Source organism: Nocardioides sp. Z40_12 (genome assembly GCF_058215795.1).
Genome location: NZ_JBZAJA010000004.1, coordinates 277,798 through 295,088, shown reverse-complemented (window position 1 = coordinate 295,088; position 17,291 = coordinate 277,798). Strand labels below are relative to the sequence as shown.

Annotated in this window: 16 protein-coding genes; 8 read left to right on the top strand and 8 right to left on the bottom strand. The window is 73.4% G+C overall.

Annotation, left to right across the window (positions count from 1 at the left end):
* Window positions 1–7: 7 nt before the first annotated feature.
* Genes AC4BG9_RS09965 through AC4BG9_RS09935 form a run of 7 tightly spaced genes read left to right on the top strand, consistent with a single transcriptional unit; the run spans window position 8 to window position 9,131 of the window.
* Complete coding sequence (locus AC4BG9_RS09965; RefSeq protein WP_490570942.1) at window positions 8–649, top strand: TetR/AcrR family transcriptional regulator; 642 nt, start codon at window positions 8–10, stop codon at window positions 647–649.
* A gap of 3 nt (window positions 650–652) precedes the next feature.
* A complete protein-coding gene (locus AC4BG9_RS09960; RefSeq protein ID WP_490570941.1) occupies window positions 653–1,429 on the top strand; it encodes a TIGR03084 family metal-binding protein in 777 nt (258 codons plus the stop codon).
* On the top strand, window positions 1,426–3,183 hold the full coding sequence (locus AC4BG9_RS09955) for an acyclic terpene utilization AtuA family protein (protein WP_490570940.1): 1,758 nt from the start codon (window positions 1,426–1,428) through the stop codon (window positions 3,181–3,183). Before AC4BG9_RS09960 ends, AC4BG9_RS09955 begins: the two co-directional genes overlap by 4 nt.
* Window positions 3,180–4,349: an acyl-CoA dehydrogenase family protein gene (locus tag AC4BG9_RS09950; protein ID WP_490570939.1), complete on the top strand. Its 1,170-nt coding sequence runs from the start codon at window positions 3,180–3,182 to the stop codon at window positions 4,347–4,349. Before AC4BG9_RS09955 ends, AC4BG9_RS09950 begins: the two co-directional genes overlap by 4 nt.
* Entirely contained in the window at window positions 4,346–5,953 is a 1,608-nt protein-coding gene (locus AC4BG9_RS09945) for an acyl-CoA carboxylase subunit beta (RefSeq protein ID WP_490570938.1), read from the top strand. Before AC4BG9_RS09950 ends, AC4BG9_RS09945 begins: the two co-directional genes overlap by 4 nt.
* Window positions 5,954–5,961: 8 nt before the next feature.
* Complete coding sequence (locus tag AC4BG9_RS09940; protein ID WP_490570937.1) at window positions 5,962–7,962, top strand: acetyl/propionyl/methylcrotonyl-CoA carboxylase subunit alpha; 2,001 nt, start codon at window positions 5,962–5,964, stop codon at window positions 7,960–7,962.
* Window positions 7,962–9,131 (top strand): acyl-CoA dehydrogenase family protein, encoded by a 1,170-nt coding sequence (locus AC4BG9_RS09935; RefSeq protein WP_490570936.1) that lies wholly within the window; start codon window positions 7,962–7,964, stop codon window positions 9,129–9,131. The genes AC4BG9_RS09940 and AC4BG9_RS09935 overlap by 1 nt, the downstream gene beginning before the upstream one ends.
* An 88-nt stretch (window positions 9,132–9,219) precedes the next feature.
* On the opposite strand, the gene AC4BG9_RS09930 is transcribed toward AC4BG9_RS09935, so the two are convergent.
* The 7 genes from AC4BG9_RS09930 to AC4BG9_RS09900 form a co-directional block, all read right to left on the bottom strand.
* Window positions 9,220–9,516: a zf-HC2 domain-containing protein gene (locus tag AC4BG9_RS09930; protein WP_490570935.1), complete on the bottom strand. Its 297-nt coding sequence runs from the start codon at window positions 9,514–9,516 to the stop codon at window positions 9,220–9,222.
* Window positions 9,513–10,085 carry an RNA polymerase sigma factor gene (locus tag AC4BG9_RS09925; RefSeq protein WP_490570934.1) on the bottom strand — a complete coding sequence of 191 codons (573 nt, stop codon included), beginning with the start codon at window positions 10,083–10,085 and terminating at the stop codon, window positions 9,513–9,515. Before AC4BG9_RS09925 ends, AC4BG9_RS09930 begins: the two co-directional genes overlap by 4 nt.
* Before the next feature lie 133 nt (window positions 10,086–10,218).
* Window positions 10,219–10,764 (bottom strand): protein-L-isoaspartate O-methyltransferase family protein, encoded by a 546-nt coding sequence (locus AC4BG9_RS09920; RefSeq protein WP_490570933.1) that lies wholly within the window; start codon window positions 10,762–10,764, stop codon window positions 10,219–10,221.
* A gap of 48 nt (window positions 10,765–10,812) precedes the next feature.
* Window positions 10,813–11,541, bottom strand: coding sequence for an anti-sigma factor (locus tag AC4BG9_RS09915; RefSeq protein WP_490570932.1), 729 nt, complete (start codon window positions 11,539–11,541; stop codon window positions 10,813–10,815).
* Window positions 11,538–12,128 carry an ECF RNA polymerase sigma factor SigK gene (sigK, locus tag AC4BG9_RS09910; protein ID WP_490570931.1) on the bottom strand — a complete coding sequence of 197 codons (591 nt, stop codon included), beginning with the start codon at window positions 12,126–12,128 and terminating at the stop codon, window positions 11,538–11,540. Before sigK ends, AC4BG9_RS09915 begins: the two co-directional genes overlap by 4 nt.
* Before the next feature lie 33 nt (window positions 12,129–12,161).
* Window positions 12,162–12,839: a fasciclin domain-containing protein gene (locus AC4BG9_RS09905; RefSeq protein WP_490570930.1), complete on the bottom strand. Its 678-nt coding sequence runs from the start codon at window positions 12,837–12,839 to the stop codon at window positions 12,162–12,164.
* Window positions 12,840–12,947: 108 nt separating this feature from the next.
* Complete coding sequence (locus tag AC4BG9_RS09900) at window positions 12,948–14,453, bottom strand: molybdopterin-dependent oxidoreductase (RefSeq protein WP_490570929.1); 1,506 nt, start codon at window positions 14,451–14,453, stop codon at window positions 12,948–12,950.
* A 59-nt stretch (window positions 14,454–14,512) separates the two neighbouring features.
* On the opposite strand from AC4BG9_RS09900, the gene AC4BG9_RS09895 reads away from it, so the two are divergent.
* Entirely contained in the window at window positions 14,513–15,052 is a 540-nt protein-coding gene (locus AC4BG9_RS09895) for a GrpB family protein (protein WP_490570928.1), read from the top strand.
* Here AC4BG9_RS09895 and AC4BG9_RS09890 read toward each other — a convergent pair.
* Window positions 15,036–17,276: a HelD family protein gene (locus tag AC4BG9_RS09890; RefSeq protein WP_490570927.1), complete on the bottom strand. Its 2,241-nt coding sequence runs from the start codon at window positions 17,274–17,276 to the stop codon at window positions 15,036–15,038. The two genes, AC4BG9_RS09895 and AC4BG9_RS09890, sit on opposite strands and share 17 nt — an antisense overlap.
* Window positions 17,277–17,291 lie beyond the last annotated feature (15 nt).

The following is a 17,291-nucleotide window of genomic DNA, read 5'->3' as shown; positions in this document are numbered from 1 at the left end:
TGTGCACATGACCGACCAGCCGACCCGCGTCCCGCAGGAGGAGCGGACCCGCGCCATGCGGGCGCGCCTGCTGGAGGCGACCGTGGAGTGCCTGGTCGAACGCGGCTTCTCCGGCACCTCGACCACGCTGGTCTCCCAGCGCGCCGGGGTCTCCCGCGGCGCCCAGCTGCACCACTTCCCGACCAAGAACGACCTGGTGGTCGCCGCCGTCGAGCACCTGACCGTCAAGCGCGCCTCCGAGCTGGCCACCGTCCTGGGGGAGGACGCGCGCCGCGAGCACGGCACCCGCGCGGTGCTGGGCATCCTGGCCGACCACTTCACCTCGCCGGTCTTCGTCGCGGCCCTCGAGCTGTGGGTCGCCGCCCGCACCGACGAGCAGCTGCTGGCCGCGGTCCAGCCGCTGGAGCAGCGGGTCGGCCGGCAGACCCACCAGCTGACCGCCGCGGCGCTCGGGGTCGACGGCAGCGCCCCGGGCACCCGCGAGCTGGTCCAGGCGACCCTCGACCTGCTGCGCGGGCTCGGCCTGGCCAACACCTTCTCCGACGACACCCGTCGCCGCGAGCGGATCCTCGACCAGTGGGCGGTCACCCTCGACGCCGCGCTGGTCTCGACAAGCTCGACCGACGAGCCCACCACCGAAGGAGCCTGAACCTTGCTGGACGACGTCCTGGCCGACCTCACCGCGGAGGGTGACCGCCTCGAAGCGCTGGTCACCCCGCTCGCCCCCGAGCAGTGGCGCACTCCCACGCCCGCCGCGGGCTGGGACGTGGCCACCCAGGTAGCCCACCTTGCCTGGACCGACGAGGTCGCCGTCAAGGCGGCGACCGACAAGGAGGCCTGGGACGCCGAGGTGATGGGCGCGATCGGCAACCCCGAGGGCTACGTCGACGAGATGGCGCTCAAGGGCGGCGCCGTCGACCCCGCCGAGCTGCTCGCCCGCTGGCGCACCGCCCGGGCCGCGCTGGCGCAGACCCTGCGCGACGTCCCCGAGGGCCAGAAGCTGCCCTGGTTCGGCCCGCCGATGTCGCCCACCTCGATGGCCACCGCCCGGCTGATGGAGACCTGGGCGCACTCCTTCGACGTGCACGAGGCGCTCGGCGCCGAGCCGGAGCGGACCGACCGGATCCGGCACGTCGCGCACCTCACGGTCCGCACCCGCAACTACTCCTTCGCCAACCGCGGGCTGGAGAAGCCGGCCGAGGAGTTCCGGATCGAGCTCGTCTCCCCGTCGGGCGAGACCTGGGTCTACGGCCCCGAGGACGCCGCGCAGACCGTCACCGGTCCGGCCTACGACCTCTGCCTGCTGGCCACCCAGCGGATCCACCGCGCCGACACCGCGCTGGTCGCCACCGGCGCCGACGCCGACCGCTGGCTCGACATCGCGCAGTGCTTCGCCGGCCCGGCCGGGGAAGGCAGGGCCGCGCGATGACCGCGCCCGTGCGGATCGGCAACTGCTCCGGCTTCTACGGCGACCGCCTCTCGGCGATGCGCGAGATGCTCGAGGGAGGGGAGCTGGACTACCTGACCGGCGACTACCTGGCCGAGCTGACCATGCTGATCCTCGGCAAGGACACCATGAAGGACCCGAGCCTCGGCTACGCGCGGACCTTCGTCCGCCAGGCCGAGGACTGCCTCGGCCTGGCCCTGGAGAAGGGCGTCCGGATCGTCGCCAACGCCGGCGGGCTCAACCCCGCCGGGCTGGCCGACAAGCTCCGCGAGGTGGCCACCGGCCTGGGCCTCGACGCCAAGATCGCGCACGTCGAGGGTGACGACCTGCGGCCGAGGGCCGCCGAGCTCGGCTTCCCGAACGCGCTCACCGCCAACGCCTACCTCGGCGGCTTCGGGATCGTCGCCGCGCTGCGCGGCGGCGCCGACGTGGTCGTCACCGGCCGGGTCACCGACGCCTCGGTGATCGTCGGCCCCGCGGCCTTCCACCACGGCTGGACCCCCGAGCAGTACGACGAGCTGGCCGGCGCCGTGGTCGCCGGCCACGTGATCGAGTGCGGCACGCACGCCACCGGCGGCAACTTCTCCGGGTTCACCGGGATCGACCCGGCGCTGCGGGCCAGGCCGCTCGGCTTCCCGCTCGCCGAGATCGCCGCCGACGGCTCCTTCGTGGTGACCAAGCACGAGGGCACCGGGGGTGCGGTCACGGTCGACACCGTCACCGCGCAGCTCGTCTACGAGATCCAGTCGGCCACCTACCTCAACCCCGACGTCTCCACCCGGCTCGACACCGTCGAGCTCACCCAGCAGGGTCCGGACCGGGTCGCGGTCTCCGGGGTGCGCGGCGAGGCGCCGCCGGCCACCCTCAAGGTCTGCGTCAACGAGCTCGGCGGCTGGCGCAACAGCATGGAGATCCTGCTCACCGGCCTGGAGATCGACGCCAAGGAGGCGTGGGTCAAGGAGCAGATGGTCGCGGCCTGGGGCGACCAGGCCCCGGCCACCGTCGCCTGGTCGCGCTCCGCCCCGCCGGTCGAGGACCCCGACTCCCAGGAGCTCGCCTCGTGCGTGCTCCGGGTGATGGCGCTGGACGCCGACCCCAAGGTCGCGGGCAAGGGCTTCACCGCCCCCGCGGTCGAGGTGGCGCTCGGCTCGTTCCCCGGCCTGACCCTGATGGCCCCGCCCGGACCGGCGACGCCGTACGGCATCTACCGCCCGGAGTACGTCGACCGCGCGGCGGTCGAGCACACGGTCGTGCACGCCGACGGCACCCGCGAGGTGGTCCCCGACCCGACGACGTTCCTCACCGCCGAGGAGCTCGCCGCCGTGCCGCGGGCCGGCCTCAGTGCCGGGTCGCCCGAGGCGCCCGCGGAGACCGTCACCCGCAAGGTGCCGCTGGGCACCTTCGTGCACGCCCGCTCCGGGGACAAGGGCGGCAACGCCAACCTCGGTCTCTGGGTCGCCCGGGACGACGCCTCCACCGACGAGGAGAAGCACCGCGCCCGGGTCGAGTGGCTCACCGCGTTCGTCACCCCCGCCCGGATCAAGGAGCTGCTGCCGGAGGCCGCCGACCTCGAGGTCGAGGTCTTCGCGCTGCCCAAGCTCGGTGCGGTCAACGTGCTGATCCACGGGCTGCTCGGCGCCGGGGTGGCCGCCTCCACCCGGATCGACCCCCAGGCCAAGGCCCTGGGCGAGTGGGTCCGCGCCCGTCACGTCCACATCCAAGGAGACCTGCTGTGACCGGATCGAGCGCCGAGGAGCGCGACGCGCTGCGGAAGATGGCCGCCGACTTCACCCGCCGCGAGATCGCCCCGCACCTGCAGGAGTGGGAGGACGCCGGCGCGCTGCCGCGCGAGCTCCACCGCAAGGCGGGTGCCGCCGGCCTGCTCGGCGTCAGCTTCCCCGAGTCGGTCGGCGGCTCCGGCGGCGACCTGCTCGACACCGTGGCGCTGCAGGAGGGGATGTTCTCCGAAGGCGCCTCGAGCGGCCTGATGTCGGCGCTGTTTACCCACGGCATCGCCTGTCCGCACATCGCCGCGCACGGCAGCCCCGAGCTGGTCGACCGCTGGGTGCGCCCGACGCTGGCCGGCGAGCTGATCGGCTCGCTGGGCATCACCGAGCCCGGCGGCGGCTCCGACGTCGGCAACATCGCCACCACCGCCCGGAGAGTGCCAGGGCGTGACGGGGAGGAGTGGGTGATCAACGGGTCCAAGACCTTCATCACCTCCGGCACCCGCGCCGACTTCGTCACCACCGCGGTCCGCACCGGCGGCCCCGGCGCCGGTGGCGTCTCGCTGATCGTGGTGCCGACCGACACCCCCGGCTTCACCGTCGACCGCAGGCTGGCCAAGATGGGCTGGCACAGCTCCGACACCGCCGAGCTCAGCTACGTCGACGTCCGGGTGCCGGTGACCAACCTGGTCGGCGACGAGAACGCCGGCTTCTGGTACATCGCCGAGCAGTTCGTGGTCGAGCGGATGGCGCTGGCGATCCACGGCTACGGCATCGCCGAGCGCTCCCTGGAGCTCACGGTCGACTACTGCCGCCAGCGCAGCACCTTCGGCGAGCCGCTGATCAAGCGCCAGGTGGTGCGCCACAAGCTGGTGGAGATGCGCCGCCAGGTGGAGGCCGCGAAGGCCTACACGCACGCCGTCGCCGCGCAGTACGTGGCGGCGGGGGGGCCGAACGAGGCCGTCATCGCCGCGGCCTGCATGGCCAAGGAGACCGCCTGCAACGCCGCGACCTACGTCTGCGACCAGGCCGTCCAGCTGCACGGCGGGACGGGCTACATGCACGGGACCGAGGTCGAGCGGCACTACCGCGACGCCCGGCTGCTGCCCATCGGGGGCGGAGCCACCGAAGTACTCACTGACCTTGCCGCCAAGCTGTTGGGATACACGAAGTGACTGAGACGACCGTGGAAGAGACCACCGTGGAGGAGCAGCGCCGCAACAGCCTGCTCGCCAAGCTGACCGACCTCGACGCCGAGCACGCCAAGGCCGTGGCGGGGGGTGGGGAGAAGTACATCGAGCGCCACCGCAAGCGCGGCAAGCTGCTGCCGCGCGAGCGCATCGAGCTGCTGATCGACGAGGGCTCGGCCTTCCTCGAGCTGAGCCCGCTGGCGGGCTGGGGCTCCGACTTCACCGTCGGCGCCTCCACCGTCTGCGGCATCGGCGTCATCGAGGGCGTCGAGTGCATGATCAGCGCCAACGACCCCACCGTGAAGGGGGGCGCCTCGAACCCCTGGACGCTGAAGAAGACCTTCCGGGCGGCGCAGATCGCGAGTGAGAACAACCTCCCGATGATCTCCCTGGTCGAGTCGGCCGGTGCCGACCTGCCGACCCAGAAGGAGATCTTCATCCCGGGCGGCAAGATCTTCCGCGACCTGGCCCGCGCCTCGGGCCGCCGCCAGCCGACCGTCGCCCTGGTCTTCGGCAACTCGACCGCCGGCGGCGCCTACGTCCCCGGCCTCTCCGACTACACGGTGATGGTCAAGGAGCAGGCGAAGGTCTTCCTCGCCGGCCCGCCGCTGGTCAAGATGGCCACCGGCGAGGAGACCGACGACGAGGAGCTGGGCGGCGCCGAGATGCACGCCCGGACCTCCGGCCTCGCCGACTACCTCGCCGAGGACGAGCGCGACGCCATCCGGATCGGGCGCCGCATCGTGGCCCGCCTCAACTGGCGCAAGGCGCGCCCCGAGCAGGAGCGCACCTACGCCGAGCCGGAGCACGACCCGGAGACGCTGCTCGACCTGATCCCGACCGACCTCAAGGAGCCCTTCGACCCGCGCGAGGTCATCGTCCGGATCGTCGACGGTGTCTCCCCCGGCAACGAGGTGCCCTTCGACGAGTTCAAGCCGCTCTACGGCTCCTCGCTCGTCACCGGGTGGGCCCAGCTGCACGGCCGCCCGATCGGCATCCTCGCCAACGCCCAGGGCGTGCTCTTCAGCGAGGAGGCCCAGAAGGCCACGCAGTTCATCCAGCTGGCCAACGCCAAAGACACCCCGCTGCTCTTCCTGCACAACACCACCGGCTACATGGTCGGCAAGGAGTACGAGCAGGGCGGCATCATCAAGCACGGTGCGGCGATGATCAACGCGGTCTCCAACTCGACCGTCCCGCACATCTCGGTGCTGATCGGCGCCTCCTACGGCGCCGGCAACTACGGCATGAACGGACGCGCCTACGACCCGCGCTTCCTCTTCACCTGGCCCAACGCCAAGTCGGCGGTGATGGGCCCGGCCCAGCTCGCCGGTGTCCTGTCGATCGTCTCGCGCGCCGCCGCCGAGGCCAAGGGCAAGGAGTACGACGAGGAGGGCGACGCCGGGATGCGTGCCTTCGTCGAGCAGATGGTCGAGGAGCAGTCCCTGCCCTACGTCCTGAGCGGGATGCTCTACGACGACGGCGTCATCGACCCGCGCGACACCCGGACGATCCTCGGGATCGCCTTCTCAGCCATCGACACGGTGCCCGTCGAGGGCACCGACCGCTTCGGCGTCTTCAGGATGTGAGTGACTCCATGACCAACACCACCATCACCCGGATCCTCGTCGCGAACCGCGGCGAGATCGCCCGTCGCGTCTTCGCCACCGCCCGCCGTCTCGGCATCGAGACCGTGGCCGTCCACTCCGACGCCGACGCGCTGCTGCCCTTCGTGGCGGAGGCCGACGCCGCGGTGCGGCTGCCCGGCAACACCCCCGCCGAGACCTACCTGCGCGCCGACCTCGTCATCGAGGCCGCCCGCAAGGCGGGGGCCGACGCGGTGCACCCCGGCTACGGCTTCCTGTCGGAGAACGCCGACTTCGCCGCCGCGGTGACCGCCGCCGGGCTCGCCTGGATCGGCCCGGACCCGTCCTCGATCGTCTCGATGGGCTCCAAGATCGAGTCCAAGAAGCTGATGGAGGCCGCCGGCGTGCCGGTGCTCGCCGACCTCGGCGAGACCGCGACCGAGGCTGACCTGCCGCTGCTGGTCAAGGCCAGCGCCGGCGGCGGCGGCCGCGGCATGCGCATCGTCCGGACGCTGGCCGACCTGCCCTCGGAGGTCGAGAAGGCGTCGGCCGAGGCGGCCTCGGCGTTCGGCGACGGCACCGTCTTCGTCGAGCCGTACGTCGAGCACGGCCGCCACGTCGAGGTCCAGGTCGTCGGCGACACCCACGGCACCGTGGCCGTCTACGGCGAGCGCGACTGCTCGATCCAGCGCCGCCACCAGAAGGTCGTCGAGGAGGCCCCGGCCCCCGGGCTCTCCGACGAGACCCGCGCCGCGCTCCACGAGGCGGCCCGCAACGCCGCCGCGGCCATCGACTACGTCGGGGCCGGCACGGTCGAGTTCCTGGTCGACGCCAACGACCCGAGCCGCTTCTGGTTCCTGGAGATGAACACCCGCCTCCAGGTGGAGCACCCGGTCACCGAGGCGATCTTCGGGGTCGACCTGGTGGAGGCCCAGATCGCGGTGGCCGAGGGCCGTCCGGTCACGCCGTACCTGCCCGGCGAGCCCCGGGGTCACGCCGTGGAGGTGCGCCTCTACGCCGAGGACCCGGCCCACGACTGGCAGCCCCAGTCCGGCACGCTGACCTCCTTCGAGGTGCCCGGCGTCGAGGCCGAGTTCGAGAACCTCGACTCCGGGATCCGCCTCGACACCGGCTTCGTCGCCGGCTCCGAGGTCGGCACCCACTACGACGCGATGCTCGCCAAGGTGATCGCCTTCGCCCCCACCCGCGAGCAGGCCCTGCGCCGGCTCTCCGGCGCCCTGGCGAAGTCGAAGGTCCACGGGCTGACCACCAACCGCGACCTGCTGGTCGAGGTGCTGCGTCACCCGGTCTTCGTGGCCGGCGACGTGTCGACCGACTTCTTCGACACCCAGGAGCTCGCCACCCGCGGCACCGGGGTCGACGAGACCGCGGTGGCCCGCTCGGCGTTCGCCGCCACGGTGGCGCTGGCCGAGGTGGCCCGCGAGACGCGGACGGTCCAGCGGGGGATCCCGGTCGCCTGGCGCAACGTGGTCTCCGCGCCCCAGGTCACCGAGCTGCTCCTCGACGGTGCCGAGGAGCCGATCCGGGTCGAGTGGTTCGGCGGTCGTGACGGCTACCGCGACGCCCACGGGGACGTCGCCGTGCTGGCCGCCTCCTCCAGGAGCGTGACCCTGGAGCACGACGGCGTCGCGACGACGTACGCCGTGGTGGTCGACACCAGCACCTCGCTCACCGCCCCGGTCGTGCACGTCGACTCGCCGCTGGGCTACGTGCGGCTCACCCGGGTGCCTCGTTTCGTCGACCCGTCCGAGCAGGTCGCGACCGGCTCGCTGCTGGCACCGATGCCGGGCAGCGTCCTGAGCGTCTCCGTCGAGCTCGGGCAGCAGGTCACCGCCGGCCAGACCATCCTGGTGATGGAGGCCATGAAGATGCAGCACACCGTGAGCGCGCCGACCGACGGCGTGGTCTCGGAGATCAACGTGAAGACCGGGTCCCAGGTCGGGGCCGGGGACGTGCTTGCCGTCGTCGACGGCGCAGAGGGGGAAGAGTGATGAGCGAGAACCCGTTCACCGAGTCCGAGGAGCGCCAGGAGCTGCGCAAGGCGGTCTTCTCGCTCGCCAGCAAGTACGGCCACAGCTACGTCGCCGAGAAGGCCAAGACCGGTGGCAAGGTCACCGAGCTGTGGCAGGACATGGGCAAGCACGGCTTCCTCGGCGTCAACATCGCCGAGGAGCACGGCGGTGGCGGCGGCGGCATCGGCGACCTCGCGGCGGTCCTCGAGGAGGCGGCGGCGGCGGGTGCCCCGATGCTGATGATGGTCGTCTCCCAGGCCATCTGCGGGTCGGTCATCGGCCGCTTCGGCACCGAGGAGCAGAAGCAGCGCTGGCTGCCCGGCATCGCCGACGGCTCCTACACGATGGCCTTCGCGATCACCGAGGCCGACGCCGGCTCCAACTCCCACAACATCACCACCACCGCGACCCGCGACGGCGACGAGTGGGTGCTGAAGGGCTCGAAGACCTACATCTCCGGGGTCGACGAGGCCCAGGGGATCCTGGTGGTCGGTCGCCTGGCCGACGCGAAGACCGGCAACCTCAAGCCGTGCCTCTTCGTCGTCCCGACCGACGCCGCCGGCCTGGAGAAGCAGGTCATCGACATGACCTTCGACGCCCCGGAGAAGCAGTTCACCCTCTTCTTCGACGACGTCCGGCTGCCGGCCGACGCGCTGGTGGGCGACGAGGACGCCGGTCTGCTCCAGCTCTTCGCGGGCCTCAACCCCGAGCGGATCATGGGAGCGGCCTACTCCAACGGCATGTCGCGCTTCGCGCTCAACGCCGCGGTCGACTACGCCAAGACCCGCGCGGTCTGGCGGGACCGGCCGATCGGCAGCCACCAGGGCATCGCCCACCCGCTGGCCAAGATCAAGATCGAGCTCGAGCAGTCCAGGCTGCTCCAGCAGAAGGCGGCGGCGCTCTACGACGCCGGCGACGACATGGGGGCCGGGGAGTACGCCAACATGGCCAAGTACGCCGCCGGTGAGGTGGCCTGCAACTCCACCGACGTCGCGGTCCACACCCACGGCGGGTCGGGCCTGACCACCGAGCTGGGGCTGGCCAACATGCTGGTCGCAGCCCGGCTGGGCCGGATCGCCCCGGTGAGCCGCGAGATGATCCTCAACTTCGTGGCGATGCACTCGCTGGGGCTGCCGAAGTCCTACTGAGTGCTGCGGCGCGACGCCGAGCACGGGAGGGGCTCACGCCGGGGCCGGACCAACGGATCCCCGGCGTGAGCCTCCCTCGCCCCCCGTTTCATCCCCCCGACGAGAGCCAGCGGCGGCGACGCTCGCGTGGCGCCGCGGGCTCGGCGAGGACGGGCTCCGGCACGGTCTCGACCGGAAGACTGGTGAGCTCCTGGACCCGCGTGCGCAGCTCGGCGGGGGTGGGGAGCTCGATGCCGACGGAGAGCAGCTCGGCGGCGTCGCGGACGTCGTCCACGTCGTCGCGGCACTCCGGGCACTCGAGCAGGTGCCCCTCGAAGCGGAGCACCTCGATCCCCTCGAGGCCCTCGAGGGCGTAGGCGACCGACATGTCGTGGACCGTGCTCATGCCAGCACCTCGCGATCGGTGGACAGGTGCGCCTCGGCGACCGGGAGGCCGGCGCCGTTGTGGATCTCGGCGAGGTGGAGCATCGCCCGGTGCAGGGTGGCGACCGCGGTGCCCGGGGTCCACCCGAGCCGCTGGTCGGCGACCTCGACGCTGTGGCCGCGCAGGTAGACCTCCGAGAGGGCCTCGCGCTCGTCCTCGGCCAGACCGGGCAGCCAGCCCCGGTCCGGCGGGAACGCCCTGACCGCGCCGGCGGCGCCGCGCTGCTGGGGGACCCGGGTCCGGGAGCGGGCCACCGCGACCCGGTGGGTCTGGTGCATCAGCCACGGCAGGCTCGCCCCCGCCGGGACCTCGTGGCCCTGCCACAGCGCGCGGAAGACCTCGGTCACGACGTCGTGCGCCTCCTCGCCGGGGCCGGCGACGCGGGAGGCGAGCCCGAGCACCCGGGTGCCGGTGAGGTCGAAGAGGTGGACCAGTGCCCTGGGGTCGCGCTGGGCGCAGCGCGCCAGCAGGTACTCGACCCGACCGAAGAGGTCGGCGACCGCATTGGTGCTGGAGTGGCTCCTCGTCATGGTCGCCCATCTTGGAGAAGGCGACGGGGGCGTGGGGCTTCGAGCCTCCGGAATCCCCGATTTCAGGGAGCCCGCCGAGCGAGTGGTCCAGACCGGAACGGACACCGAGTGCAACGTGGAGTGACAATCCGCGTCACAGTAGGGGCACGAACCGGTAGTGCCCGTGCTCGGTCACCTCCTCGGGCGTGACCCGCAGCATCACCCCGTCCACCGGCACCACCATCACCCCCTCGGCGCCGAGCTGGGCGCGCAGCTCGTCGGGCAGCCGGGTGGCCATCGCCGAGACCAGCACCCGGTCGTACGGCGCGTGCCCGGGCAGGCCCAGCACGCCGGGCACCGCCGGCTCCAGGCTGGCCCACGGCTGCCCGGTGCGTGCCAGGTTGCCGGCGCCGAAGGCGACCAGCTCCGCCACCCGCTCCACCCCGCGGACCCGGCCCCCCGGGCCCACCAGGTGCGCGAGGAGGGCGGTGGTCCAGCCCGACCCGGCCCCGACGTCGAGGACGTGCTGGTCGGGCCGGACGTCGAGGAGACGGAGCATCTCGGCGACGGTGCGCGGCTGAGAGCTGGTCTGCCCCGCGCCGATCTCCAGCGGACCGTCGTGGCCGGCGCGGTCGCGCACCTGCGGGGGCAGGAACCCCTCGCGGGGGAGACGCCCGAAGGCCCGGTCGACCGCGTCCATCCCTCCATTGGACGGGCGCAGCGGCCCGGGATCAACCCTCGGCCGCGCTCAGCCCAGCTCGAAGAGCGCGATCGGGTCGCTGGTGGGCCTGGCCGACCCGCCCCGGGGCTCCACGGTGATCCCCACCGCGGTGGCGTCGGAGGCGTCGCCGTCGAGCAGCACCGTCTGGTCGGTTCGGCGCGGCATCAGGCCCGCGGGCACCATGTCGTCGTCGGGGGTCTGGAACCACAGCTCGTAGACCTTGCCGTCGGGGGCCGGCGGCATCGCCTCGGTGACCAGCACCGCCCGGCCCTCGGCACGGGACCGGACGAGCGTGGCCCGGGCCTCGCCCAGCTCGAGCACCACCCGGTCGGCGTCGGTGTCGGCCAGCACCCGGTCGCTGGCGGTCAGCACGCGCGAGGACCCGCCGGCGTCGTCCTCGGGCCAGACCGCGACACCGATGCCGACGCCGAGCCCGAGCACCGCGACCGCCGCGGCGACCGTGGCCGGCAGCCAGCGCCGTCCGCGGTCGGCCGAGCGGCGTCCGCCGGCCTCGGACCGGGGCGGCAGCGGCCGCACCGTGCGGATCCCGCTCAGGACCCGGCCGCGCAGGTCGGGGGGAGGGGCGGCGGCGTCGAGCGCGGCCAGGCCGGCCAGCAGCGCCGTCGCCTCCCGGAACGAGTCCACCTCGGCGCGGCACTCGGAGCACCCCTCGAGGTGCCGCTCGAACTTCGCCTGCTCGACCTCGTCGACGGCGTGGATCGCGTAGGCACCGGAGAGGGCGTGGATGTCGCTCATGACGCCACTCCCATCTGGTCGCGCAGCCGGATCAGTCCGTCCCGGATGCGGGTCTTGGCCGTGCCGACCGGGAGGTCGAGCAGCTGGGCCACCTCGGTGTGCGTGTAGCCACCGAAGAACGCGAGGCCGACGGCCTCGCGCTGCACGTCTGTCAGCGACTCCAGCGCCTGGCGCACCCGGTGGGCGTCCAGGGCGGCGGTCGCCGCGTCGGAGGTGACGTCGTGCGCCACCTCCTGGTTCTGCTCGTGGTAGGTGGTCTCCCGCCGGGTGGCGGCCTGGGCGGCCCGCACCCGGTCGACGGCCCGGCGGTGGGCCATGGTCATCAGCCAGGCCAGCGCGGACCCGCGCGCGGTGTCGAACCGCGCCGCCGTCCGCCAGACCTCCAGGTAGATCTCCTGGGTCACCTCCTCCGACTGGGCGGGGTCGCGCAGCACGCGCAGCACCAGCCCGTGCACCCGCGGCGCGGTGGCGTCGTAGACCGACGCGAACGCCTGCTCGTCGCCGCGGGCGGCGAGGTGGAGCAGCGCGGCGAGCTCGTCACCCGTCCCCCCCGGCGGACCGGAGGGGACGGGAGAGAGGTGGCTCATGGGATCCATGTAACAGCAGGAGGCCAGGGCCGGTCAGGGCATCAGCACGGTGTCGATGACGTAGACCTTGGCGTTGGCGGTCTCGACGTTGCCGCAGAGGACCTGGGCCATCTCGTCGCCGACCTGCCACATCTCGCCCTCGCCGGTCACCTCGACGGTGTCGCCGTTGAGGGTGGTGTGCTCGCCGGCGATCTCGTCGGGCTCCAGCTCGCCCTCGACCACGTGGTGGGTCAGCACCTGGGTCAGCGCCTGCTTGTCCTTGAGCAGGGCCTTGAGGTCCTTCTTCGGGATCTTGGCGAACGCCTCGTCGGTCGGGGCGAAGACGGTCAGCTCCTCGGCGTTGTTGAGGGTGTCGACCAGCTCGGCCTCGGTGACGGCGGTGACCAGCGTCTTGAGCAGCGGGTTCCCGGAGGCCGCGGTGGCGACCGGCTCCTCCGCCATCACGGTCACGGAGCCGGGGCCGTCGGCCGGCAGGGAGGCGCAGGCCTCACCGAACGCCGCGTCCTCGTCCATGCTGGCCGAGCCGGACATCGACTCGCTGGGGGACTCCATCGGGGACTCCGACTCCATCGGGCTCGAGGAGGTGGTGGTGTCGCTGGCGCTGCTGTCGCTGTCGCCGTCGTCGCCACAGGCCGCGAGACCGAGGGAGAGGGTCAGGGCCAGTGCGGCCAGTCCGCCGGTGCGGGTCATGGAGCGGGTCGTGGTGCGCATGGTGCTCGTCCTTTGCTCGGGGGTGACCTTCTCGGTCGGTGTCGGGAGGGATTCGGGGCCGGGCGGGAGGCGGATTGGTCGGATCGGAAGAAAAGTTCCCGGGCCGGCTCAGGCGACCCGGACGACGATCTCCTGGACGCCGCTGGAGCCCTCCGGGAAGGGCGCCGCCCGGACGGCCGTCTGGACCTCGCCGTCGGCGGTCCTCGCGCGGACCGCCAGCCGGTGGGAGCCGGGGGTGGCGTCCCAGCGGTAGAACCACTGCCGCCAGTAGTCGATCCCCGCGTCCGGCCCGATCTCGCACTCCTGCCAGGCTCCGCCGTCGACGCGCAGCTCGACCCGCTCGATGCCGCGGCGCTGCGCCCAGGCGACCCCGCCGACCACGGTCGCCCCCGCCGGCACCTCGGCCAGCGGGCGGGGGGTGTCGATCCGGCTGGAGACCTTGACCGGCCCCTCGGTGGCCCAGCCGCGCTCGGTCCAGTAGGCCTCCTGCGCCGAGTAGCCGGTCAGGGTCAGCCGGGTCAGCCACTTGGTGGAGCCGACGTAGCCGTAGAGGCCGGGGGTGACCAGCCGGACCGGGAAGCCGTGCTCGCGGGGGAGGGGGTCGCCGTTCATGCCGACCGCCACCAGCGGGTCGCGGCCGTCCAGCACCACCTCCAGGGGGGTGCTGATGGTGAAGCCGTCGACGTCGGTCGACAGGAGCTGGTCGGCCCCGGTGTCGGAGGTCCGGCGCACCCCGGCCATCGCCAGCAGGCGGGGCAGCGGGACGCCCAGCCACCTCGCGGCACCCACGTACTCGCCGCCCACCTCGTTGCTGACGCAGGTCATGGTGATGTCCCGCTCGACCAGGTCCATCCCCAGCAGGTCGTCGAAGGAGAGCTCGACCCGGCGCGGCACGTCGCCGTCGATCGTGAGGCGCCAGGAGTCGAGGTCGACGATCGGCAGGGTGAGGCGGGTGTCGATCCGGTAGAAGTCGCGGGTGGGGGTGCGGAAGGGGGAGATCCCCGGGACCTCCCCCTCCAGCCCGGCCGGCAGCGGCGGCGCCCGGCGGGCGGCGGCGGGCAGCACCACGTCGGCGATCCGGGTGCGGGCCCGGGCCAGCCACTCCCCGCCGGCCGCCAGTGCCACCGCGACGCCGGCGGCGACCAGGAAGGCCCGGCGTCCGGCCCCTCCCGACGCCGGTGCCCCGGCCGTCGTCGGCGTCAGCCGCACCAGGACCGGGATCCCCACCACGGCCGTGACCACGGCGGGGAGGGCCGCGAGCGGCCCCTGCCCCGGGCGAGCCACGGCGACCCAGCCCGCCACCGCGGCGAGGACGCCGAGGGCGGCGACGCCCCACCAGAGCCGGCGCCCGGCCAGCACCCCGGCCAGCGCGGCCAGCAGCAGCGTGCCGACCAGGACGCTGCCGATCAGGATCGGCTTGTCGGCGGTGCCGAACTGCGCCACCGCCCACTCCTTGACCGGGGTCGGGGTGAGGTCGATGACCTGCGACCCGATCGCCAGCACCGGCGAGGTGGCGGGGTCGGTGAGGGCGGCGGCGAGGTGGCCGGCGGCGGCACCGGTGAGCGCGGCGAGGATCCCCGCGAGGGCGCTGCGAGCGCGGGAGGTCCAAGACATGGCAGAGGTTCGGCGCCGGGGCCTCGTCGGATTGGTGGGCCGGGGGAGAGGATGGCGCCATGATCGAGATCGTGCCGTGGTCGCCCGCCTGGGCCGTGCAGTTCGAGGAGGTCGCGGCCGAGCTGCGCGAGGCGCTGCGCGAGGTGCCCTCCGCCCGGGTCGAGCACGTGGGCTCGACCTCGGTGCCGGGCCTGGCCGCCAAGCCGGTGCTCGACGTCGACGTGGTGGTCGACGGCCCGGACACGGAGGCGGCGATCGACGCCCTGGAGTCGATCGGCTACCTGCACCGTGGCGACCTCGGGGTCACCGGGCGGGAGGCGTTCAGCGCGCCCGACCAGGAGCCCCGGCGCAACGTCTACGTCTGCCTGACCGGCACGCTGGCCCTGCGCAACCACCTCGCGGTGCGCGACGTGCTGCGGGCCCGCGACGACCTGCGTGACGAGTACGCCGCCGTCAAGACGATGCTCGCCGCCCAGCCGGAGATGGACGTCGAGACCTACGTGGCCGGCAAGTCGACCGTGCTGCAGAAGGTCCTCGAGGAGTCCGTCCTGACGCTGGAGGAGCGTCGGGCCGTCTGGCTGCTCAACGCAGCACGGTGAGCAGCTGGGTGGCGCGGGTCAGCACCACGTAGAGCGTCGCGCGCCCGGTGGCCGACTCGGTCTCGATCTCCTGCGGCCGGACCACCACGATCCCGTCGAACTCCAGCCCCTTGGTGTCCAGCCCGGTCAGCACCACGACCCGGTCGTCCCCCGAGGGCGGCACCGACGGGTCGACGGCCGCCCGGGCCCCCTTGGCGTCCTCGGCGAACTCCGGCCAGGAGGCCAGCCACCCGTTGACCAGCGAGCGGCGCTCGGCGGGCACCACGATGCCGACCGTGCCGCTGACCCGGGCAGCGATCTCGCCGACCGCCGTGCGCACCGCCTCGCGCAGGTCGGCTCCCGCCTCGCGCTCCACGGGCGCCTCCCCGGTGGAGCGGACCGCCTCCGGGAGGTCGGCGTCCAGGCCCGCCCGTCGGGCGTACGCCGCGGCGTAGTCGTAGATCTCGGCGGAGTTGCGGTAGTTCTTCGACAGGTGGAAGGCGTGCACCTGCTTGCCCTCCAGGGCGGCGGTGCGGGCGGCGTCGGCCTCCTCGCGCACCGGCCACGAGGACTGAGCCGGGTCGCCGACGATCGTCCACGACGCCGCCCGGCCCCGGCGGCCGACCATCCGCCACTGCATCGGGGTGAGGTCCTGGGCCTCGTCGATCAGCACGTGGGCGAAGGGGTCGTCGTCGAGCCGGTGCAGCGGCGGCGTCCAGGCGCGGCCGCGGGGCGCGTACTCACGGTCGGAGGCGGTGGTCAGCTCCTGCAGGTCGACGCCGCCGTCGCGGTAGGCGAGGGTGTCGTCGAGGTCGTGGTCGGCGTCGGTGCGCTGGGGCACGTCGCCGAGCAGGTAGCGCAGCTCGTCGAGGAGCGCGACGTCCTCGACGCTGAGCGGCTCGGACGCGCCGGGGCGCGTCGGCAGCAGCCCGCGTCCCTCGGGGTCCGCCTCCTGCCAGGACCTCAGCAGCAGCTTCTGGTCCTCCGTGCTGAGCACGCCCTCGGCGACCCGCGCCAGGAACGCCGGGTCGCGCAGCCAGCCCAGCACGTCGCGGGCCTCCAGCGGCGGCCACCAGGCGGCGGCGAAGTCGACGAAGGAGGGGGTTGAGAGCAGGTCGTCGTCGAAGTGCTCGCGTCCCCGCTCGCGCCCGCGCTCGCCGCGGACCTGACGCCACAGCGCGTCGAGCAGGGCGTTGGCGACCCGGGGGAGCTGCCGGTTGCGGCGCCCCTGGCTCATCAGCTGGCCGCGCACCCGGCGCAGCACGGCGGCGTCGAGGTGGAGGTTGTCGTCACGCCAGAAGATCCGGAACTCCCGGGGGCTGCCCGGGGCCTGCTGCCGCGCGGCGCGGCGCAGCACCTCGGCCATCCGGGCCGCTCCCTTGACCGCGGCGACCTCCGGCACGTCGTGCCGGGTCGCGCGCACCCCGTCGACCACCTCGCCGAGCGAGCGCAGCGCCACCGCGGTCTCGCCGAGCGAGGGCAGCACCCGCTCGATGTAGCGCATGAAGACGCCGCTGGGACCCACCACCAGCACCCCGCCGGTCTCGTAGCGGCGGCGGTCGGAGTAGAGCAGGTAGGCGGCCCGGTGCAGGGCGACCACGGTCTTGCCGGTGCCGGGGCCGCCGGAGATCGCGACCACGCCCTTGCCGGGCGCCCGGATCGCCCGGTCCTGCTCGGCCTGGATGGTGGCCACGATGGAGTGCATGGAGCGGTCGCGGGCGCGGGAGAGCTGGGCCATCAGGGCCCCCTCGCCGACGATCGGCAGGTCGCGTCCGGACTCCGCCAGCGCCTCGGCGTCGAGCAGCTCGTCCTCCACACCGACGACCGTGTGGTGGTCCGAGCGGAGCACCCGGCGGCGGATGACGCCTTGGGGGGTGGCGGCCGTGGCCTGGTAGAAGACGGCGGCGGCCGGGGCGCGCCAGTCGATCAGCAGGGAGTCCCGGTGCTCGTCGCGCAGGCCGATCCGGCCGACGTAGCGAGGCTCGGGGTCGAGCTCGTCGCGCAGGTCGAGGCGGCCGAAGACCAGCCCCTCGTGCGCAGCGTCGAGCTGGGCCATCCGCCGGGACGCCTGGAAGACCATCGCGTCACGCTCGACCAGTCCGCCCTCGTGGCCGAGGTGGGCGCGGCTGTGCCCTTCCTTGGCGAGCTGCTGCGCGGCGGCAGCGGACTTCTCCAGCTGCAGGTAGACCCGGTCGACGAACGCCTGCTCGGTGGCGATCTCCCGCTCGACGAGCTCTTCGGACAACTCGGCTTCCTCACT